The organism is Pseudomonas sp. KD5 (assembly GCF_012932895.1).
Classification (GTDB): Bacteria; Pseudomonadota; Gammaproteobacteria; order Pseudomonadales; family Pseudomonadaceae; genus Aquipseudomonas.
Genome location: NZ_JDWJ01000005.1, coordinates 100,012 through 121,181 on the forward strand (window position 1 = coordinate 100,012; position 21,170 = coordinate 121,181).

19 protein-coding genes and 1 riboswitch are annotated in these 21,170 nt (G+C 61.0%); of the genes, 14 read left to right on the top strand and 5 right to left on the bottom strand.

Annotated elements, in window-relative coordinates; genetic code table 11:
• Positions 1 to 31: 31 nt before the first annotated feature.
• Both AF70_RS12580 and AF70_RS12585 read left to right on the top strand, forming a co-directional pair.
• Entirely contained in the window at positions 32 to 973 is a 942-nt protein-coding gene (locus tag AF70_RS12580) for a folate-binding protein YgfZ (RefSeq protein ID WP_028939338.1), read from the top strand.
• A gap of 35 nt (positions 974 to 1,008) precedes the next feature.
• Positions 1,009 to 1,830 carry an HDOD domain-containing protein gene (locus AF70_RS12585; RefSeq protein WP_019580846.1) on the top strand — a complete coding sequence of 274 codons (822 nt, stop codon included), beginning with the start codon at positions 1,009 to 1,011 and terminating at the stop codon, positions 1,828 to 1,830.
• Between the two features lie 125 nt (positions 1,831 to 1,955).
• Here AF70_RS12585 and AF70_RS12590 read toward each other — a convergent pair whose 3' ends face one another.
• Positions 1,956 to 3,344, bottom strand: coding sequence for a sensor histidine kinase (locus AF70_RS12590; RefSeq protein WP_028939337.1), 1,389 nt, complete (start codon positions 3,342 to 3,344; stop codon positions 1,956 to 1,958).
• Positions 3,337 to 4,008: a response regulator gene (locus AF70_RS12595; protein WP_007941432.1), complete on the bottom strand. Its 672-nt coding sequence runs from the start codon at positions 4,006 to 4,008 to the stop codon at positions 3,337 to 3,339. The genes AF70_RS12590 and AF70_RS12595 overlap by 8 nt, the downstream gene beginning before the upstream one ends.
• 234 nt (positions 4,009 to 4,242) lie before the next feature.
• On the opposite strand from AF70_RS12595, the gene AF70_RS12600 reads away from it, so the two are divergent.
• Genes AF70_RS12600 through AF70_RS12620 form a run of 5 tightly spaced genes read left to right on the top strand, consistent with a single transcriptional unit; the run spans position 4,243 to position 9,616 of the window.
• Positions 4,243 to 5,535 (top strand): OprD family porin, encoded by a 1,293-nt coding sequence (locus tag AF70_RS12600; protein WP_028939336.1) that lies wholly within the window; start codon positions 4,243 to 4,245, stop codon positions 5,533 to 5,535.
• A gap of 37 nt (positions 5,536 to 5,572) precedes the next feature.
• Entirely contained in the window at positions 5,573 to 6,550 is a 978-nt protein-coding gene (locus AF70_RS12605) for a tripartite tricarboxylate transporter substrate binding protein (protein WP_018926791.1), read from the top strand.
• Positions 6,551 to 6,608: 58 nt separating this feature from the next.
• On the top strand, positions 6,609 to 7,067 hold the full coding sequence (locus tag AF70_RS12610; RefSeq protein ID WP_018926792.1) for a tripartite tricarboxylate transporter TctB family protein: 459 nt from the start codon (positions 6,609 to 6,611) through the stop codon (positions 7,065 to 7,067).
• Position 7,068: 1 nt separating this feature from the next.
• Positions 7,069 to 8,583, top strand: coding sequence for a tripartite tricarboxylate transporter permease (locus AF70_RS12615; protein ID WP_019580849.1), 1,515 nt, complete (start codon positions 7,069 to 7,071; stop codon positions 8,581 to 8,583).
• Positions 8,576 to 9,616, top strand: coding sequence for an AbrB family transcriptional regulator (locus AF70_RS12620; RefSeq protein WP_028939335.1), 1,041 nt, complete (start codon positions 8,576 to 8,578; stop codon positions 9,614 to 9,616). The genes AF70_RS12615 and AF70_RS12620 overlap by 8 nt, the downstream gene beginning before the upstream one ends.
• A gap of 145 nt (positions 9,617 to 9,761) precedes the next feature.
• Here AF70_RS12620 and ung read toward each other — a convergent pair whose 3' ends face one another.
• Complete coding sequence (ung, locus tag AF70_RS12625; RefSeq protein ID WP_019580851.1) at positions 9,762 to 10,454, bottom strand: uracil-DNA glycosylase; 693 nt, start codon at positions 10,452 to 10,454, stop codon at positions 9,762 to 9,764.
• Between the two features lie 132 nt (positions 10,455 to 10,586).
• Here ung and AF70_RS12630 point away from each other — a divergent pair, with 132 nt between their 5' ends.
• A complete protein-coding gene (locus tag AF70_RS12630) occupies positions 10,587 to 11,699 on the top strand; it encodes an enoyl-CoA hydratase/isomerase family protein (RefSeq protein WP_019580852.1) in 1,113 nt (370 codons plus the stop codon).
• 51 nt (positions 11,700 to 11,750) lie between these two features.
• Here AF70_RS12630 and AF70_RS12635 read toward each other — a convergent pair whose 3' ends face one another.
• Positions 11,751 to 12,215, bottom strand: a complete 465-nt coding sequence (locus tag AF70_RS12635; RefSeq protein ID WP_081791034.1) for a hypothetical protein — start codon at positions 12,213 to 12,215, stop codon at positions 11,751 to 11,753.
• A gap of 212 nt (positions 12,216 to 12,427) precedes the next feature.
• On the bottom strand, positions 12,428 to 12,676 hold the full coding sequence (locus tag AF70_RS12640; protein ID WP_081791033.1) for a hypothetical protein: 249 nt from the start codon (positions 12,674 to 12,676) through the stop codon (positions 12,428 to 12,430).
• Between the two features lie 281 nt (positions 12,677 to 12,957).
• Positions 12,958 to 13,058: riboswitch (guanidine-I (ykkC/yxkD leader) on the top strand.
• 62 nt (positions 13,059 to 13,120) lie between these two features.
• On the opposite strand from AF70_RS12640, the gene AF70_RS12645 reads away from it, so the two are divergent.
• The 6 genes from AF70_RS12645 to uca all read left to right on the top strand — a co-directional run bounded on the left by AF70_RS12645 (position 13,121) and on the right by uca (position 21,157).
• A complete protein-coding gene (locus tag AF70_RS12645) occupies positions 13,121 to 14,188 on the top strand; it encodes a putative urea ABC transporter substrate-binding protein (RefSeq protein WP_028939332.1) in 1,068 nt (355 codons plus the stop codon).
• A gap of 17 nt (positions 14,189 to 14,205) precedes the next feature.
• Positions 14,206 to 15,021, top strand: coding sequence for an ABC transporter permease (locus tag AF70_RS12650; RefSeq protein ID WP_019580859.1), 816 nt, complete (start codon positions 14,206 to 14,208; stop codon positions 15,019 to 15,021).
• A gap of 19 nt (positions 15,022 to 15,040) precedes the next feature.
• Positions 15,041 to 15,829 carry an ABC transporter ATP-binding protein gene (locus AF70_RS12655; RefSeq protein ID WP_018926801.1) on the top strand — a complete coding sequence of 263 codons (789 nt, stop codon included), beginning with the start codon at positions 15,041 to 15,043 and terminating at the stop codon, positions 15,827 to 15,829.
• Positions 15,830 to 15,841: 12 nt separating this feature from the next.
• The gene (locus AF70_RS12660; protein WP_019580861.1) at positions 15,842 to 16,567 is read left to right on the top strand and encodes an urea amidolyase associated protein UAAP1; all 726 of its coding nucleotides are present in this window, start codon (positions 15,842 to 15,844) and stop codon (positions 16,565 to 16,567) included.
• An 11-nt stretch (positions 16,568 to 16,578) separates the two neighbouring features.
• The gene (locus tag AF70_RS12665; protein ID WP_019580862.1) at positions 16,579 to 17,220 is read left to right on the top strand and encodes an urea amidolyase associated protein UAAP2; all 642 of its coding nucleotides are present in this window, start codon (positions 16,579 to 16,581) and stop codon (positions 17,218 to 17,220) included.
• 220 nt (positions 17,221 to 17,440) lie between these two features.
• Positions 17,441 to 21,157: an urea carboxylase gene (uca, locus tag AF70_RS12670; protein ID WP_028939331.1), complete on the top strand. Its 3,717-nt coding sequence runs from the start codon at positions 17,441 to 17,443 to the stop codon at positions 21,155 to 21,157.
• Positions 21,158 to 21,170 lie beyond the last annotated feature (13 nt).

Genomic DNA, 21,170 nt, shown 5'->3' on the forward strand with positions numbered 1-21,170 from the left:
GTCCCTCAGACTCTTTACCCTGCGATGACCCATGGCCGATTCTGCTTTTTTCTGCACCCTGTCTCACGAAGGCGTTCTCGCGGTACGCGGCTCGGATGCCAGCAAATTCCTGCAAGGCCAATTGACTTGCAACCTCAATTACCTGAGCGACACCCAGGCCAGCCTTGGCGCGCGTTGCACGCAGAAAGGCCGGATGCAGTCGAGTTTCCGCATTCTGCTGGAAGGCGACGGTGTGCTCATGGCGATGGCCAGCGAGCTGCTGGAGCCGCAATTGGCGGACCTGAAAAAGTACGCGGTGTTCTCCAAATCGAAACTGACCGACGAAAGTGCCGGCTGGGTTCGTTTTGGCCTTGAGCATGGCGATGCGGCACTGGCCAGCCTGGGCCTGGCGCTACCGGCAGGCACCGACAGCGTCGTGCGCAATGACGGCCTGATCGCCCTTCGCGTCTCGCCTGAGCGCGCTGAACTCTGGGTGAACGCCGATCAAGCCGACACCATCAAGGGCAAGCTGTCCGTCCTGCTGGCCGAAGGCGAACTGAATCAATGGCTGCTGGGCCAGATCCGCGCTGGGATCGGCCAGGTCATGCCAAGCACCCGCGAGCTATTCATCCCGCAGATGCTCAATCTGCAAGCCGTCGGCGGCGTGAGCTTCAAGAAGGGTTGCTACACTGGCCAGGAAATCGTTGCGCGCATGCAATACCTGGGCAAACTCAAGCGTCGTCTGTATCGCTTGCAACTGGAAGGTAGTGAACTGCCTGAACCCGGCACGCCACTGTTCTCCCCGACTCACGGCAGTTCGATTGGTGAAGTGGTGATCGCTGCTCGCACCGAGCAGAACATTGAACTCCTGGCCGTGCTGCAAGCCGAAGCTGCAGAAGATGGCAACCTGCACCTTGGCGCACTCGAAGGCCCGGGCCTGCACTTGCTCGACCTGCCTTACCAACTGGATCGTGATCGCGAAATCCAGCGTTAACAGCAGCACTTGTCGCAATACCCTAGAGAAAAGAAATGAGTGAGCTGGCGGATAAGGTCCAACAGGATTTGGTTGAGGCCATCGATAATGATGACCTGGTTCTGCCAACATTACCGGAAGTGGCCCTGCAGATTCGCAAGGCCGCCGAAGACCCGGAAATCAGTGTCAGCACCCTGAGCAAAGTGATCGGCCGCGATACCGCGCTGTCGGCGCGGCTGATCAAAGTGGTCAATAGCCCGTTGCTGCGCGCGACCCAGGAAGTGACTGACTTGCACACGGCCATCACCCGGCTGGGTGTCAATTACAGCAGCAACTTGGCCATCGGCCTGGTGATGGAGCAGATTTTCAATGCCCGTTCCGAAGTGGTGGAACAGAAAATGCGCGAGGTCTGGCGCAAAAGCCTGGAAATCGCCGGCGTCAGCTATGCGTTGTGCCGCAGCTACACACAACTCAAGCCTGATCAAGCGGCGCTCGGCGGGCTGGTGCATCAGATTGGCGTGCTGCCGATCCTGACCTACGCCGAAGATCACTATGAATTGCTGTCAGACCCGGTCAGCCTCAACCATGTGATCGAACGCATCCATCCGCTGCTCGGCGATAAATTGCTCAGGGTCTGGGATTTTCCGGAAATGCTGGTGCAATTGCCGGGGCTGTATCTGGATTTCAAGCGGCAATCGGCGCGGGTCGACTATGTCGATCTGGTGCAAGTGGCCAGCCTGTATTGCCACAAGGACACCGATCATCCCCTGGCCCGTATCGACCCGTTCAGTGTGCCGGCCTTCAAGAAGCTGGGAATCGATCCGGAGAACGAGGCGATGTACAAGGATCTGGAAGAGTCGCGGTCGATGTTTTACTGATTTCTGTAGCGAGGGGGCTTGCCCCCATTGGACTGCGCAGCAGTCCCTTCTTGGGGCCGCTTCGCAGCCCAACGGGAGCAAGCTCCCTCGCCACAACAAGCCTCTTTCCACAGGTGTGAGTGTGTTCACTCCCCCGCAATAAAACTTACCCGCACTTTCAGCCCCGCCAATTCGCCATCGTGCAGGCTGATCTGCGCCAGATGGGCGCGGCAGATCTCGCCGACAATCGCCAGCCCCAATCCCGACCCAGCCACCTGCTGATTGCGCCGGTAAAAACGCTCGAACACCCGCTCCCGTTCCTCAAGGGGAATTCCCGGACCATCGTCCTCGACCTCCAGCACCGCCGGCGCCGTGACCCGCAGAATCACATTGCCACCCGGTGGCGTGTGGGCCAGTGCGTTGTCCACCAGATTGCTCAACAGCTCGTTCAGCAGCGTCGGCTCACCACGCATCCACACCGGCTCGTCAGCTTCCAACGCCAGTGCCACGCCACGTGCATGAGCCAGCGGCGCCATGGCCATGCCCAGTTCACGGGCCAACTGACTGAGGTCGAGCAATTGCGCACCGCCCTCGGCGATGGCCCGGGCGCCATTCTCGACCCGTGCCAGCGAGAGCAATTGATTGGCCAGATGGGTCAGGCGATCCGTACCCTGGGCGGCCGTTTCCAGGGTGCTGCGCCAGATTTCGGGTTCGCTCGAGCGTAAGCCCAGTTCGAGACGTGCCTTGAGCGCCGCCAGCGGCGTGCGCAGTTCATGGGCGGCATCGGCGATGAATTGCGCCTGGCGCTCGAACTGCCCGCGCAAACGCTCGGTAAAGTGATTGAGCGCGCGCACCAGCGGCCCCAGCTCGTGCTGCACTTCCACCAGCGGCAAGGGCCGCAAGTCATCGGGTTGACGCTCTTCCACCGCGTTGCGCAAGCGCTCCAGTGGACGCAGCGCCGCACTGACCGCAAACCACACCAGCAACAACGCACCGATCGCCAGCATGCCCAGCCGCAATAAGGTGTCGGCCATCAGGCTGCGCGCCATGCGGACCCGCGCCTCATCGGTTTCCGCCACGCGGATTTCCGCCATGCCGTTCATGTTCGGTTCGCTGACCGCTTTGAGCAGGCTGACCACCCGCACGTTCTGCCCTTGATAAGTGGCATTGTAGAAACGCGCCAGTGCCGGATAGTCATCGGTGCGCGGCGTTCCCGGTGGCGGTGCCGGCAGGTTTTCGTAGCCCGAAATCAGCTTCTGATTGATATCGTTGACCAGGTAAAAAATCCGCCCGGCGCTGTCGTAGGCGAACGTGTCGAGAGCCACGTAAGGCACGTTGGCGCTGAGGCTGCCGTCGCGCTGGGACAGGCCGGCGGCGATGGTCCGCGCCGAGGCCAGCAAGGTCCGGTCATACGCGGTGTCGGCGGCTTCGCGACCGTTCCAGTACGCACTCAAACCACTGGCGATCATCAACACCACCAGCAGCAGCGCGAGGTTCCACAGCAACCGCCAACGCAGGCTGCTGAGCTTATGCATCGCGGCTTTCCAGCAAATAGCCAAGGCCACGGAAGGTCACGATGGCCACCGGTTGGCCGTCGAGTTTTTTGCGCAAGCGGTGGACGTAGATCTCGATGGCATCGGGACTGGCCTCCTCGTCCAGGCCGAAGACCTGAGCCGCCAATTGCTCCTTGCTCATCACCCGGCCGGGACGGGCGATCAGGGCTTCGAGCACTGCCTGCTCGCGGGAGGTCAGGGTCAGCAATTCTTCGCCGAGGGTGAAGCGCCGGGTGTCCAGGTCATAGGCCAGCACGCCACAGCGCTGCTGGCGTTCACCGCCGAGCACACTGCGGCGCAGCAAGGCTTTGACCCGGGCCTCGAGTTCGGTCAGTTCGAAAGGTTTGGCCAGGTAATCGTCAGCCCCCAGGTTCAGGCCATGGACCCGATCCTTGACGTCGCTGCGGGCGGTCAGCATCAGCACCGGCAGGTTCTTGCCCCGGGCCCGCAAGCGCGCCAGCACTTCGAAACCGTCCATGCGCGGCAGGCCGACATCGAGGATCGCCATGGCGTATTCCTCGCTGCTCAAGGCCAGGTCGGCCGCCACACCGTCGTGCAGCACATCCACGGTCAGCCCGGTGCTCTTGAGCGCCTGGGCGACACTTTCAGCAAGCTGCAGATGGTCTTCGACGAGCAGAACACGCATGGATCTTTACCTCATTCAGGGATGGTCGACGCCATTCTTTGGCGCGGAGTTTACAGCCGCATCCGTCGCTGTGAAGCCCGAAAACCGTGAAAGTCAGCTGAAAGGTTAGCGAAAGGTAAGCCGGTTAGAGTCCAGCCACGGACAGTTTCGACTGCCGTCGCTACCGCACATAGCGTACGAAAAACGCCTCGAAGCGTTTTCGCCAAATAAGAACAATAAACGGAGTATGTCACCATGCTGTCCATGCAGCTTCAGGCTCGCCCGCCTGTTCGTTTTTCCCGCCTCAGCCAGACCGCCCTTGTCAGCGCCGCCGCCCTCGCCGGCTTTTCGCCGTTGAGCCAGGCTGCCTTCTTCGAAGACAGTAAGGCAACCTTCGAAACCCGCAACATGTATTTCAACCGCGACTTTCGCGACGGCACCAGCGCCCAGCAATCCAAGCGGGACGAATGGGCCCAGGGGTTCATGCTCAATCTGCAATCGGGTTACACCGACGGCACCGTGGGGTTCGGTGTCGATGCACTGGGCATGCTGGGGGTAAAACTCGATTCGAGTCCGGACCGCACCGGTACCGGCCTGCTACCAACCCATGACGACGGGCGCGCGGCGGACGAGTATTCCAAGCTCGGCCTGACCGGCAAAGTGAAGATCTCCGCCACGGAACTGAAAATCGGCAGCCTGATTCCGGAACTGCCGATTCTCAAGCCCAACGACGGCCGCATTCTGCCGCAGACCTTTGAAGGCGGGATGCTGACCTCCAAAGAGATCAAGAACCTGACCTTCACCGGCGGCCGCCTGGAGAAAGCCAAGGACCGCGACAGCACCGACTTCGAAGACATCGCCCTCAACAACAAGAACAGCCGCTTCGCCGGCACCGTGGCCGGCAAGCATTTTGACTTTGGCGGCGTGGACTACAAGTTCACCGACAAGATCACTGGCAGCTACCACTTCGCTCAACTCGATGAAGTCTACAACCAGCACTTCCTCGGTGTTGTCGCTTCGCAACCGTTCGGCCCCGGTACTTTCGGTACCGATCTGCGATTTGCAATCAGTGACGACGAGGGCGCGGCCCGTGGCGGCAAAATCGACAACAAATCCCTGAACGGGCTGGTGAGCTACGCCTTGAACGGGCATAAACTCAGCGCCGGCTATCAGCACATGTCTGGCGACAGTGCCTTCCCCTACGTCGATGGCAGCGATCCGTACCTGGTCAACTTCGTGCAGATCAACGACTTTGCCGGCGCCGAAGAACACTCCTGGCAGGCACGTTACGACTACGACTTCGCCAAACTCGGCATTCCCGGCCTGAGCTTCATGAGCCGTTACGTGAGCGGTGACAATATCAAGCTCAAGAACGGCGACGAAGGCAAAGAGTGGGAACGCAACACCGAGATCAAATACGTCGTACAAAGTGGCGCCCTGAAGGACGTTGCCGTACGCCTGCGTAATGCCACCTACCGTTCCAATTACTCCGCTCGCGATGCCGATGAAGTGCGTCTGCTGGTGAGCTATAGCGTTGCCCTTTGGTAATTCAGTACGTCCATAACAAAAACTTAAGGAGACTTGAATGAACCTATCACTGCGTAAAGTTGCTCTGGCCACCGGCATCATGCTGTTCGCCGGCCAATTGCTGGCCGAACCCAAACGCCCGGAATGCATCGCCCCGGCCTCGCCGGGCGGCGGTTTCGACCTCACCTGCAAACTGGCGCAAAGCGCGCTGGTCAACGAAAAACTGCTGACCAAACCGATGCGTGTGACCTACATGCCCGGCGGTGTCGGCGCCGTGGCGTACAACGCGGTGGTCGCACAGCGCCCGGCCGATGCCGGTACGCTGGTGGCCTGGTCCAGCGGCTCGCTGCTGAACCTGGCGCAAGGCAAATTCGGGCGTTTCGATGAAAGCGCCGTGCGCTGGCTGGCGGCCGTTGGCACCAGTTATGGCGCCATCGCGGTGAAAAGCGATTCGCCTTACAAGACCTTGGACGATCTGGTCAAAGCCCTGAAGAAAGATCCGAGCTCCGTAGTGATCGGTTCCGGCGGCACCGTCGGCAGCCAGGACTGGATGCAAACCGCCCTGATCGCCAAGGCCGCCGGCATCAACCCGCGCGACCTGCGTTACGTCGCCCTCGAAGGCGGCGGTGAAATCGCCACCGCCCTGCTCGGCGGCCACATCCAGGTTGGCAGCACCGACATCTCCGACTCCATGCCACACATCCTGAGCGGTGACATGCGTCTGCTGGCGGTGTTCTCCGAGAAGCGTCTGGACGAGCCGGAAATGAAAGACATTCCGACCGCTAAAGAGCAAGGCTACAACATCGTCTGGCCGGTGGTTCGCGGCTTCTACCTCGGGCCAAAAGTCAGCGACGAAGACTACGCCTGGTGGAAAAACGCCTTCGACAAACTGCTGGCCTCCGAGGACTTCGCCAAGCTGCGCGATCAGCGTGAACTGTTCCCGTTCGCCATGACCGGCCCGGAGCTCGACACCTACGTGAAGAAGCAGGTCGCGGACTACAAAGTGCTGGCCAAAGAGTTCGGCCTGATCCAGTGATCGCCTCTGTCTAGCGGCTGCGGCCCCGGTTCTCGGGGTCGTGGCCCAGGAGTTCCCCATGCTCATACAACGCATTTTTGCTTCGGTGCTGTTGCTGGCCTGTGTCGGCCTGGCGCTGATGGCGTGGCCGTATCAAGCGGCTTTTTCCTACGAACCAGTCGGGCCTCGCGCCTTCCCCCTGCTGATGCTCGGCCTGATGGGCCTGGCCTTGCTGTACATGGTATTTCGGCCGGCGCCGATCGTGCACAGCGATGACGACCCGAAACTGGACCGCGAAACCCTGATCAAGATCGGCATCTGCGTGGCGCTGTTGCTGGTGTTCGCCGGGGCCTTCGAACCTCTTGGCTTCATCGTCGCCAGCATTCTGATCGGGGTCCCGATGGCACGCCTGTATGGCGGCCGCTGGCTGCCCAGCGCGGTGATCATCAGCCTGATGGCCATCGGTCTTTATCTGCTGTTCGACAAGTTGATGGACGTGCCACTGCCGTTGGGCGTGCTCGACGTTCTGGAGAACTGATATGGATACTCTTGGCTATTTGGGTCAGGGCTTCGGCGTTGCGCTGAGCCCGTACAACCTGGTGACCGCATTGTGCGGCACCCTGATCGGCACCGTCGTCGGCCTGCTGCCGGGGCTGGGTCCGATCAACGGCGTGGCGTTGCTGATTCCGATCGCGTTCGCCCTCGGCCTGCCACCGGAGTCGGCGTTGATCCTGCTGGCGGCGGTGTACCTGGGTTGCGAATACGGCGGCCGGATCAGCTCCATCCTGCTGAACATTCCGGGCGAAGCCTCCACCGTCATGACCACCCTCGACGGTTACCCGATGGCCCGCAAGGGTCTGGCCGGTGTAGCGCTGTCGCTGTCGGCGTGGAGTTCGTTCATCGGTGCCTTCATCGCGACTTGCGGCATGGTGCTGTTCGCCCCGTTGCTGGCGAAATGGGCGATTGCCTTCGGACCGGCGGAGTATTTCGTACTGATGGTGTTTGCGATTGTCTGTCTCGGCGGCATGGCCGGCGACCGACCGCTGAAGACCTTCATTGCAGCGTTGATCGGTCTTTTTCTGTCGAGCGTCGGCATCGATGCCAACAGCGGCGTATACCGTTTCACCGGGGATAACATTCATCTGACCGACGGCATTCAGTTCGTCGTGCTGGTATTGGGCCTGTTCTCCATCAGCGAAATCCTCTTGCTGCTGGAAAAAACCCACCGTGGCCAGGAAGCGGTGAAAGCCACCGGGCGCATGATGTTCAACTTCAAGGAAGCTTCGGCGGTGTTCGTGGTGAACGTCCGTTGCGGTTTGCTGGGCTTCATCATGGGCGTATTGCCGGGTGCCGGCGCTACGCTGGCCAGCGCTGTGGCCTACATGACCGAGAAACGTATCGCCGGTGCCAAGGGCACTTTCGGACAAGGCGACATGCGTGGCCTCGCGGCTCCGGAAACCGCCATCGGCGGCGCAGCCTGCGGTGCCCTGGTGCCGATGCTGACCCTCGGTGTTCCGGGCTCGGGGACCACGGCGGTGATGATCGGCGCATTGTCGCTGTACAACATCACCCCGGGTCCACTGTTGTTCCAGCAGCAGCCAGACATCGTCTGGGGCCTGATCGCGTCGTTGTTCGTCGCCAACGTGATGCTGGTGATCCTCAACATCCCGATGATCCGCATCTTCACCCGCATCCTCGCCGTGCCGAACTGGGCACTGGTGCCAGTGATCGCGATCATCACCGGGATCGGCGTCTATGCCGTACACGCCACCACCTTCGACCTGTTCCTGATGATCGGCATCGGCATCTTCGGCTACATCTTGCGCAAGCTGGACTTTCCGTTGTCGCCGGTACTGCTGGGCTTCATCCTCGGTGGTCTGATGGAACAGAACCTGCGTCGCGCGCTGTCTATTTCCAACGGTGCACTGGAAATCCTCTGGTCGAGCCCGATCACGTTCGGTTGCTGGGTGCTGACTGCAATCATGTTGCTGATGCCGCTGCTGCGCATCTGGCGCAAACGTTCGGTCGCCCGGCGCGCTATCGCCGATGTCTGATCGAACACCCTTCAAAGCCTGGTGGGGTACACCGCTGGTCGGTCTGCTGGGCGGTTACCTCGCCAGCCAGATCGGCTGGCCTCTACCGTGGATGGTCGGCTCGTTACTGGCGATCATCCTCGTGCGCTGCCTGACACCCTGGCAATTGGCGGAAATCCCTGGCGGGCGCAAGTGCGGCCAGTGGGTTGTCGGCATCGGCATCGGCCTGCACTTCACCCCGGTGGTGATGGAGCAGGTGCTGAGCCACTTCGGTCTGATCTTCTTCGGTGCGTTGGTCACCAGCCTGTCCGCGGTGGTCGGGGTCTGGTTGATGCGGCGTACCGGCGAAGATCGCGCCACGGCGTTCTTTTCCAGCATGCCTGGCGGCTCGGGGGAGATGGTCAACCTCGGCGCCCGTAACGGCGCGGTGCTCAGTCGCGTCGCGGCGGGGCAAAGCTTGAGGGTGCTGGTGGTGGTGTTGTGTGTGCCGGCGGCGTTCAAGTATCTGTTGGGCGACGGTGCGCCGGCCTTGCATGCTGCAACCGTCAACTGGTGGTGGCTGGCCCTTCTGTTCCCGGCGGGCGCCCTGGCCGCCTGGATTTGGGAGCGCCTGCGGCAACCCAACCCCTGGCTGTTCGGGCCGTTGCTGGTAAGTGCGACAGTGAGCATTGGTTGGGACCTGCACATCGGCCTGCCCAACGGCGGCAGTCAGATCGGCCAGTGGCTGATCGGCAGCGGGTTGGGCTGCCACTTCAATCGACAGTTCTTCCGACGGGCGCCGTCCTTCATGGGCCGGACCCTGATCGGCACGGTCTTGACCATGTTGATCGCCACACTGGCGGCGCTGGGTTTGAGTGTATTGACCCATCTGGATCTGCGTTCGCTGACGCTGGGCATGATGCCCGGCGGGATCGCCGAGATGAGTTTGACGGCTGAGACCCTGCAATTGTCGGTGCCGCTGGTGACGGCGATGCAGGTGATGCGGCTGTTATTCGTGTTGTTTTTGGCGGAGCCGTTGTTCAGGTATTGGAACCGGGAGCCGGATTCTCCCTGATATGAGTCCTGTGGCGAGGGGGCCTGTCGGAACGCCGCATCGCCCCGTTCGGCTGCGAAGCAGTCGTAAAATCTGAGGACTTCGGTGTGGTTGGTTTTGGGGCCGCTGCGCGACCCAACGGGGGCAAGCCCCCTCGCCACAATCTTCACACCGGCGGCAACCGCCACTCGATCGGCGTCTCGCCATTCTGTTCCAGAAACTTGTTCGCCCGACTGAAATGCCCGCACCCGAGGAAGCCGCGATAAGCCGACAGCGGCGACGGGTGAACCGACGTCAATACCAAATGCTTGGTGGCGTCGATGAGTTTCTGCTTGCTCTGGGCATGCGCGCCCCACAGCAGGAACACCAGATGCGGCTGGTGCTCACTGACCACTTCGATAATCCGGTCGGTAAAGTGCTGCCACCCCTTGCCCGCGTGGGCGTTGGCATTCGCCCGCTCCACGGTCATGGTGGTATTGAGCATCAACACGCCCTGCTCCGCCCAACTCTGCAGGTAGCCATGGTTGGGGATGTCGATGTTCAGGTCGCGTTTCAACTCTTTATAGATGTTCACCAGCGACGGCGGCGCCGGTACACCCGGTTGCACCGAGAAGCACAGCCCATGGGCCTGACCCGGGCCGTGGTAGGGATCCTGCCCGAGGATGACCACCTTGACCTTGTCCAGCGGCGTGGAATTGAGCGCATTGAAAATCAACGGTCCCGGCGGATAGATCTCCTTGCCCGCCGCGCGCTCCTGTTGCAGGAATGTGCGCAACTCTGCCATGTAAGGCTGGTCGAATTCGGCACGGAGGGCCTCCTTCCAGCTCGGTTCGAGTTTGATACGGTCATCAGCAGTCATGGTTACATCCGGCAAAAACAATGGGGCGAACCCTAGGAAAGCCCATCACGCTTGTCAATTGATCTGACGCAGATCCGGCATTTTCCTATAGAGCGATCATACTGAACGCTCAAATTCCCGATCGAGGTCATGATGAATCTGCACTTCGAAGAACTCACCGGCACCGACGGCGCACGCATCGGCATCGCCAGCCTGGATGCCGAAAAGTCCCTCAACGCCCTCTCCTTGCCGATGATCAACGCCTTGCGCGATCAACTGGACGCCTGGGCCAAGGAACCACAGATCGTTTGTGTACTGCTGCGCGGCAATGGCGACAAGGCCTTTTGCGCCGGCGGTGAAGTGCGCAGTCTGGTGGAAGCGTGTCGCGCCCATCCCGGGGAAGTACCGCCGCTGGCTGCGCACTTCTTCGCGGCAGAATATCGCCTCGACTTCAAGTTGCACACCTACCCGAAACCGTTGATCTGCTGGGGTCATGGTTACGTGTTGGGTGGCGGCATGGGGCTGCTGCAAGGGGCGGGCATTCGGGTTGTCACGCCGAGCAGCCGATTGGCGATGCCGGAGATCAGTATCGGTTTGTACCCGGACGTCGGCGCCAGCTGGTTTCTGTCGCGGTTGCCCGGCAAGCTCGGGTTGTTTCTCGGCCTGACCGGCGCCCGGATGAACGGTCGCGATGCAATCGATCTGGACCTCGCGGATCGCTTTTTGCTCGATCAACAACAGCAAGACCTGATCGAAGGTTTGCTGCAATTGAACTGGCAGGAACAGACCGCCATGCAACTCAACAGCCTGCTCAAGGCCTTGCAACAAGAAGCGCTCGTAAAAATGCCCGAAGCGCAGTGGCTGCCGCGACGCCAGCAGATCGACGAGTTGCTGGATGTCAGCGACGTTCGTTGTGCCTGGAAGGCCATCAGTGCGCTACGCGTTCATAAAGACCCGCTGCTCAGTCGTGCGGCCTGCACCATGATTGAAGGCTCGCCCCTGACCGCTCATCTGGTGTGGGAACAGATCGCCCGCGCCCGGCACCTGTCGCTGGCTCAAGTCTTTCAGATGGAATACACCATGAGCCTCAATTGCTGCCGTCATCCGGAATTCAGCGAGGGCGTGCGTGCGCGGTTGATCGACAAAGACCAGAAACCTCACTGGCACTGGCCGGATATCAACACGGTGCCGGAGGCGGCGGTGGAAGCGCATTTTCACAAGGTTTGGGAAGGTCGGCACCCTCTGGCCGATCTGTCGGAATACTGAAATCCGGGCACAAAAAAAGCGGCGCTTCATGCGCCGCTTTTTATTGAGGAATTAGCGACGGCCGCCTCGGCCATCGTTATCGCCATGATCGCCTCTTCCGCCACGGTGATCCCGCCCACTGTGGCCACGAGAATCATCGTTCCAGTTACCGCGACTATGGCCGCCCCAACCGTCGCGACGACCATCCCAACCACCGCGGTCATGACGGTCCCATCCGCGATTCTGATTACCGCGGTAGTCGTAATAGCGCGGCGCCGGTTGATAAACCCGCGGCTGGTAGTAATAACGTGGCGATGGCTGGTAATACCGTGCAGGCGGTGAGTAATACCTGCGCGGAGCTGTGTAGTAACCACCATCGGAGTAGTAAGACCCGCCACCGGAGTAATACGGCGCTGGGGACGTGTAGACATCCGAGCGGTAGTAGCTGTCGCCATCGGAATAGGGCACGCACGCACCAAGAAGCAATCCCGATAGAACGATCAGCAGAATTTGGTGGAGCTGTTTTCGACAGAGCATGGCGGCCTCCTGGACCGCGAGTGAGCCACACCAGCGACGCTGGCAGGCGACAGTCAATTGTTCGGCGACTGTCGAAAGATCAGACAGTGAAATCGGGATCTGGTGCGTTTCTGTAACACGCCGAAACAAGTAGCCGATGAAAGGTTTTTCATCCTGCCCAAAAGAAAACGGCGCCTGCGTAAGCCGGAGGCGCCGTTGTATTCATGAGTTGATTAGTGGTGCCCGCGACCGTATCCACCGCGGTAATAACGGGGTCCGTGTCCACCGTAGTAATAATAGCGATAGCCACCGTAAACACGCGGGCCGTAATAGCCGCCGTAATAGTAAGGTGAGTAATAGCCGGGGTAGTAATAAGGTGCCGGATAAACATCGGCAGGACCTACGTAGTAGTAGCACCCGGATAGACCCAAACCCAAAAACACACTGAGCAATATTTGGCGGAGCTTTTTCTGACAGAACATGGAGGCCTCCTGAAAGACCTGCAACGGCAGTCGAGTCACACCTGTTTTGACTTTAAAACAGGCTCCGAGTGCCTGATCGCATCGACCTTCAGATCAGCGGCTAGCCGTCCTTCTACGGTGCATGCCCATGCGCAGCGCACCATGACAAGGCAAAGCGCCCTGCCCCATTGATCTCCTCCGCCCTTCCATGCCCCCAGCCAGAGCGCTCAAGTCAACTTGGCACGGCTCTCGCTTAACCAAAGACGTGCAGGAGTCATCACAGGTTCGCGGCACCACAATTTGCAATGGCTGACTAGGGTTCCGGCTCGCAATCGCGAGTGACTGGTCCGAGAGTTGGCGACCTCCAGTTGAGGTTACACGGCGGGACAAAAGCCCGGGAGACAAGCCACCGTTCGCGGTGCCGCTGCCTTCCTGTCCGCCCTTGATCAACTGGAGAACCATCCCATGTCTCGACTTCGTTTACCCACCCTGCTCGCCGCTGCTTTTGCAGCCCTCGTGAGTGTCTCGTCCCAGGCCGCGCAGAAAGACCATTTCAGCGTCTGCTGGACTATCTACGCCGGCTGGATGCCCTGGGAATATGCCGGCAGCCAGGGCATCGTCGACAAATGGGCGAAAAAGTACGGCATCAAGATTGATGTGGTGCAGCTCAACGACTACGTCGAATCCATCAACCAATACACCGCCGGCCAGTTCGACGGCTGCACCATGACCAACATGGACGCGCTGACCATTCCGGCGGCCGGTGGCGTCGACAGCACGGCGCTGATCGTCAGCGACTTCTCCAACGGCAACGACGGCATTGTGCTTAAAGGTGAAGGCAAGAAAGTCGCTGACCTCAAAGGCATGGACGTCAATCTGGTGGAGCTGTCCGTGTCCCACTATCTATTGGCCCGTGCTCTGGATTCGGTAGACCTCACCGAGAAGGACCTGAAAGTGGTCAACACCTCCGACGCCGACATCTCCGCCGCGTTCAACACTGAACAGGTCAACGCCGTCACCACCTGGAACCCGATGCTCTCGGACATCAAGGCCAAGCCTGCGGTGACCGAAGTGTTCAATTCCAGCCAGATCCCCGGCGAAATCATGGACATGATGGTGGTCAACAGCGCCACCCTCAAAGACAACCCGGCTCTGGGCAAAGCCCTGACCGGTGCCTGGTTCGAAGTGGTCGCGTTGATGAACGCGAAAAACGCCACCAGCCAGGCCGCCCTCGAACATATGGCCAAAGCTTCGGGTACCGACCTGGCCGGTTTCCAGGCGCAACTCGACACCACCAAACTGTTCGCCACGCCCAAAGAAGCCCTGGCGTTCTCCACCAGCAAGCAACTGCCCGACACCATGCGCAAGGTCGCCGAGTTCTCGTTCCAACACGGCTTGCTGGGTGAAGGCGCCAAAGACACCAGCGCCATCGGCATGGCCTTCGCCAATGGCGTGACCAGCGGCGATAAAGGCAACCTCAAGCTGCGCTTCGACCCGACTTACGTGCAGATGGCCGCCGACGCCAAGCTCTAAGACAGGAGGAGCTGGCCATGCGCCTGATCAATCGCCACCCGGATCGCCCGAGTCGCCTGCTGTTGGTGATCCTGCCGTTCGCCCTGGTGCTGTTCGCCTACTTCATGGGCTCGGCCGAACGGCTGATGGACAACCCCAACGACAAACTGCTGCCCAGTGCCGTGCAGATGACCGACGCGGTGAAACGCCTGGCCTTCACCGCCGACACCCGCACCGGTGAATACCTGCTCTGGCAAGACACCGCCTCCAGTCTGCGGCGGTTGGCCATCGGCCTCGGCATCAGTGCGCTGGCCGGGCTGTGCCTGGGCATCGCCGCCGGTACGCTGCCGCTGTTTGGTGCGCCGTTGTCGCCCGTGCTGACGGTGCTGTCGATGGTGCCGCCGTTGGCGATCCTGCCAATTCTGTTCATCGTGTTCGGGTTGGGGGAGTTGTCGAAAGTGATGCTGATCGTGATCGGCATCACCCCATGCCTGGCCCGTGACCTGGAACAGCGCGCCCGGGAAATTCCTGTGGAATTGCTGATCAAGGCGCAGACCCTCGGTGCTTCCACCTGGACTCTGATGCTGCGTGTGGTGCTGCCGCAATTGCTGCCGCGCCTGCTGATCTCGTTGCGACTGATGCTCGGCTCGGCGTGGTTGTTTTTGATCGCCGCCGAAGCCATCGCCTCCACGGACGGTTTGGGTTACCGGATCTTCCTGGTGCGCCGCTACCTGGCGATGGACGTGATTTTGCCCTACGTGGTGTGGATCACCCTGCTCGCCTGGCTGATGGACTGGGGCCTCAAGCGCCTGACCCAACGGGCCTTTCCCTGGCACCAAGGTGCCTCCAAATGAGTTATGAAGGGGCGCGGGCATGAGCTTCATCACAGTGAAAAACGTCTGGCAGCAATACGCCGATCAGGTGGTGCTTGAAGGGCTGAACCTGAGCGTCAACGAAGGTGAGTTCTGCACCTTGGTCGGCGCGTCGGGTTGCGGCAAATCGACCTTCCTGCGGCTATTGCTCGGCCAGGAACGCGCCAGTCGCGGCGAGATTCTGTTGGACGGTCAGGCATTGGCTGGCGAACCGGATTCGAGCCGTGGCGTGGTGTTCCAGCGCTACTCGGTGTTCCCGCACCTGACCGTGCTGGACAACGTCGCCCTCGGCCTCGAACTGCCGCGCTCGCCATTACTGGGGCGGTTGTTCGGCAGCACTAAAAAAGAGGCACGCGATCATGCCTCGGTGTTGCTGCACAAAGTCGGCCTCGGCCATTCGCTGGACAAGTATCCGGCGCAACTCTCCGGTGGCATGCAGCAACGGCTGGCGATTGCCCAGGCATTGATCATGAAGCCGCGGGTCTTGCTCCTCGACGAACCGTTCGGCGCCCTCGATCCGGGCATCCGCAAAGACATGCACAGCCTGCTGCTGGAGCTGTGGCGCGAGACGCAACTGACGGTGTTCATGGTCACCCACGACCTGTCCGAAGGTTTCAGTCTCGGCACCCGTTTGCTGGTATTCGACAAGGTCCGCGTCGACCCGCACGCCCCCGGCGCCTATGGCGCACGCATCACCTACGACATCCCTTTGAACAGCGACCGCCGCGCCAACCGCGCCGCCGTCGACGCCCTGCCAGCTCAGTTGGCAGGCACGCTTCGTATCGCTTAGAGGAATCTGCACATGACTGATTCGACCCAACTGTTCCCGCCGTTCGCCGAAGAAATGCTCCCCGGCGGCGGCCATCGTTCATTCGTTCTGAAACGCGGCCAATTACTGCGCCTGACCGACCTGCGCGGCGGTGCCAACGTCAGCCTGACGCTGCTCAACGCCAACGAAAAAACCGAACGCCTGAACCTGCCCGACAGCCTCAAATGCCAACACACCGCCAAGCTCACCACCGGCCATTGCCTGTACTCGGACATGGGCCGCGTGCTGGCGGCGATCACTGCCGACACCTGTGGCTGGAGCGACAGCCTCGGCGGCGTGCTCTGCGCTGAAGAAGTCGCACAAAAATATGGCCAGGGTCGCTATCAGGAACTGCGCAACGGCTTCTTCCGCAACGGCACCGACAACTTGTTGGTGGAGCTGGGCAAGTGGGGGCTGGGCCTGTCCGACCTGCTGATGACGCTCAACCTGTTCAGCCGGGTGAACGTCGATGAGGCTGGCCGTTTCCACTTCGTCGAAGGCAATTCCAAGGCCGGTGATTACATCGAGTTATACGCGCCGATGGACACCCTGGTGGTACTCACCGCGTTGCAACACCCGATGGATCCGTCGCCGGAATATGCACCGAAACCGCTGAAGCTGAGCTGGATGAACGCTGATGCCAGCGTCGCCGAACACTGCCGCACCTCGCGCCCGGAAAACGAGCGCGGCTTCATCAACACCGACCGTCTGTTCGCCTGAGGATCGCTGCCATGTCACTCGCTATCGCCACCGCCCACAAGCAACCAGAAACAGCGGTCTACCGCGCCACCATCCCGGCCGGCGAACCCTGGCTGATGGAGGTCAAGGCCGGCCAGACCCTGCGTATTCTCGACCTGGAAGGCAATCAGGCGGTCGACACTCTGTTCTACAGCCTTGCCAATCCCAGGGAACGCTATGACGTGCAACGCACGTTGCGTCGGCAGAACAGCGTCTACCTGAGCACCGGCAGCGTGCTCTATTCCAACCTCGGCAAGCCAATGCTGACCATCGTCGAAGACACCTGCGGGCGTCACGACACCCTCGGCGGTGCCTGCGCGCAAGAGAGCAACACCGTGCGTTACGCCCTGGAAAAACGCTACATGCACAGCTGCCGCGACAACTACCTGCGCGCCTGCGCCCACGACGGGCGCCTGGGCAAGGGCGACATCGGGCCGAACATCAATTTCTTCATGAATGTGCCGGTGACGGCCGATGGCGGGCTGACGTTTGAAGACGGGATTTCAGCGCCCGGCAAATACGTCGACCTGCGCGCCGAGATGGACGTGATCGTGCTGATCTCCAACTGCCCGCAACTGAACAACCCGTGCAACGCCTACAACCCCACGCCTGCGGAGCTTTTGGTATGGAACTGAAACTTGCGCGTTTGCGGCGGTGGTTGTTTGCCCTGTGTCAGGCCCGCTCCGGCCAGTGCCTCAAAAAGTAAAAACACCACAAATACCAATGTAGGAGCGGTGGTGTTTTGAAGTGAATTGATTCTGCCGTCGGGGACGACCCCGGCGCTCATCGAAAAACTGCGGGACGGCCCGCATCCCAGGTCGAAGCTGATGCGCTATCGCCTCCAGGGGTTATGCCATGTTCGAAAAAGTCCTCATCGCCAACCGTGGCGCCATTGCCTGCCGCATTCTGCGGACCCTGCGAGAGTTGCAGGTCAAGGGCATCGCCGTTTATTCCGAAGCCGACGCCGCCAGCCGGCATATCCTGCAAGCCGATGAAGCTCACAGCCTGGGCGAAGGCGCGGCGGCCGGCACTTACCTTGCCGTGGACAAAATCCTCGCCATCGCCAAATCCACCGGCGCTACGGCGATCCATCCCGGCTACGGATTCCTCTCGGAAAACGCCGCGTTCGCCGAGGCCTGCGAAGCAGCCGATATCGCCTTCATCGGCCCCACGCCTGAGCAACTGCGCGTGTTTGGCCTCAAACACACCGCCCGCGCTCTGGCCAAACAACACGGCGTGCCGATGCTCGAAGGCACCGAACTGCTCGACAGCCTTGACGCAGCATTGATCGCTGGCGAACAGGTCGGCTACCCGGTGATGCTCAAAAGCACCGCCGGCGGTGGCGGCATCGGTATGCGCGTGTGCCGCAGCGCCGCCGAATTGGGCGAATCCTTCGAAGCGGTCAAACGCCTCGGGCAGAACAACTTCAGCGACGCCGGCGTGTTCATCGAGAAGTACATCCAGCGCGCGCGACATCTGGAAGTGCAGGTGTTCGGCGACGGCCAGGGCGAGGTGATTGCCCTCGGCGTGCGCGACTGTTCGGTGCAGCGGCGCAACCAGAAAGTCCTTGAAGAAACCCCGGCGCCCAACCTGCCCGACGGCATGGCCGAAGCGCTCTGCCTTGCTGCAATCAAACTCGCCAAGGCAGTGAACTACCGCAGCGCCGGCACCGTGGAGTTTGTCTTCGACAGTGACGCCCAGCGTTTCTATTTTCTTGAAGTGAACACCCGTTTGCAGGTGGAGCACGGTGTCACCGAGCAAGTGTGGGGCGTGGATCTGGTGCGCTGGATGGTGGGACTGGCGGCCGGAGATTTACCGCCATTGAACGCATTGAGCCAAGGCTTGAAAGCCGACGGCCACGCGATCCAGGCAAGGCTCTACGCCGAAGATCCGGGGCGCGATTTTCAACCGAGCCCCGGCCTGCTGACGGCGGTAAGTTTCCCCGTCGCCGATGGCAAACACCTGCGCATCGACACGTGGGTCGAGGCCGGTTGCGAGATCCCGCCGTACTTCGACCCGATGATTGCCAAGGTCATCCGCTGGGCGCCGACTCGCGAAGAGGCCCGCGCTGATCTGCTCCAAACCTTGGGCGACAGCCTGCTGTACGGTGTGGAAACCAACCGCGATTACCTGCGACAGATTCTGCTCGATGTGCCCTTTGCCAGCGGCCAGCCATGGACCCGTTGTCTGGAAGCGCTGGTCTACCAGGCCAACACCTTCGAGGTGATCAGCGCCGGCACCCAGACCAGCGTTCAGGACTATCCGGGGCGTCTCGGTTACTGGGCGGTGGGTGTGCCGCCGTCGGGGCCGATGGACAGTCGTGCATTGCGTTTGGGTAATCTTTTACTGGGTAACGATGAAGGCGCAGCGGCCCTGGAAATCACCATGAGCGGGCCGATGCTGCGCTTCAATTGTGATGCGGTTGTGGCGGTGACCGGTGCGCAGATTCCATTGACGCTGAACGGTGAAGCGGCACCGATGAACACCGCGCTGCTGATTCCGGCCGGGGCCACAGTGCATCTCGGCACAATCGCCGGTGCAGGCGCTCGCAGCTATCTGTGCCTGCGCGGCGGCCTGCAAGTGCCGGATTACCTGGGCAGCAAAAGTACCTTCACCCTCGGTCAGTTCGGTGGCCATGGCGGTCGTGCGTTGCGTGCCGGGGACGTGTTGCATGTGCCAGCCTTGATCGACCGTAGCGCGGGTGTTCAATTGCCTGATGAACAGGTCACCGAGTTGCCGGCCGTGCGGCAAATCAGGGTGATCTACGGCCCCCATGGCGCACCGGAATACTTCACCGAACACTACATCGGCACCTTCTTCACCACTCAATGGGAAGTGCATTTCAACTCGAGCCGCACCGGTGTGCGACTGATCGGGCCGAAGCCGGAATGGGTACGGGCCGACGGTGGCGAAGCCGGGTTGCATCCCTCGAATATTCACGACAATCCGTACGCCATTGGCGCGGTGGATTTCACCGGTGATATGCCGGTAATCCTCGGTCCCGATGGTCCGAGCCTCGGTGGGTTTGTCTGCCCGGTGACGGTGATCGAAGCGGATCTTTGGCAGCTCGGGCAACTGAAGGCTGGAGACAAGGTGCAGTTTTTGCCGATCGATCTGAAAACCGCTCGCTCTCTGGCAATGCAGAACCATTGTGGCGAGGGGGCTTGTCGGAACGCCGCATCGCCCCGTTCGACTGCGAAGCAGTCGCCAATCAGTCAACTCGATACATCTGATGCTGCGCGATTGCAGGTATTGGGGGCGCTTCGCGACCCAACGGGGGCAAGCCCCCTCGCCACAGGTAATGTGTTCCCACAGGGGGTTGTGTCGCCTGTGGTGCTGGATATCGGGCAGGACGATACGCGGCTGGTTGCACGCCTTTCGGGCGACACGCATTTGCTGCTGGAAATCGGCGCACCGGAACTGGACCTGGTCCTGCGCTTCCGCGCCCACGCGCTGATGCAGGCATTGGAAGGCAAACGCCTGCACGGGGTAATCGACCTGACGCCGGGCATCCGTTCGCTGCAAGTGCATTACCAACCGGAGCAACTGCCGCTCGCCGATCTGCTGGGCATCGTCGCCGGTGAGTGGGACGCTGTGTGCGCCGCCAAAGACTTGCAGGTTCCCTCGCGCATCGTGCACCTGCCGCTGTCCTGGGATGACCCGGCTTGCCAGTTGGCCATCGAGAAATACATGACCACCGTGCGCAAGGACGCCCCATGGTGCCCGAGCAATCTGGAGTTCATCCGGCGCATCAACGACCTGCCGAACCTCGACGAAGTGCAGCGCACGGTGTTCGACGCCCGCTATCTGGTGATGGGGCTGGGCGATGTCTACCTCGGCGCTCCGGTCGCCACCCCGCTCGACCCACGGCATCGCCTGGTGACGACCAAGTACAACCCGGCCCGCACCTGGACCGCCGAAAACTCGGTGGGCATCGGTGGCGCCTATATGTGCGTATACGGCATGGAAGGCCCCGGTGGTTATCAATTCGTCGGCCGGACCTTGCAGATGTGGAATCGCTACCGCGAGGTCGCCGCGTTCGATGGCAAACCGTGGCTGCTACGGTTCTTCGATCAAATCCGCTTCTACCCGGTAAGCGCCGACGAACTGCTGCGCATTCGACGGGATTTCCCGCTCGGGCGCTTCGCTCTGAACATCGAGCACAGTCAGTTGAACCTGGCGGATTACCAGGCGTTTCTGGCGAAGGAAGCCAACAGCATTGCGGCGTTTCGGGATCAGCAAAAAGGTGCGTTCAACGCCGAGCGCGAGCGCTGGATTGCCAGCGGTCAGGCGCATTTCGACAGTGAAGAACCGGCGCCGCAAGTGACCGAAGAGGCACTGTTGGCCGACGGTCAGCAGAGCATCGACAGCCACATCGCCGGCAACCTCTGGCAGGTTCAGGTGGAGGTCGGCAGCCAAGTGGTCGCCGGAGATGTGCTAGTGATTCTGGAGTCGATGAAGATGGAAATCCCGCTGCTCGCGCCCATGGCCGGTGTGGTGCGCGAGATTCGTGTGCAACCGGGCTCGCCAGTGCGCGCGGGACAGCGCGTCGTGGTGCTGGAACTCGACTGAAGCCATTTCAACA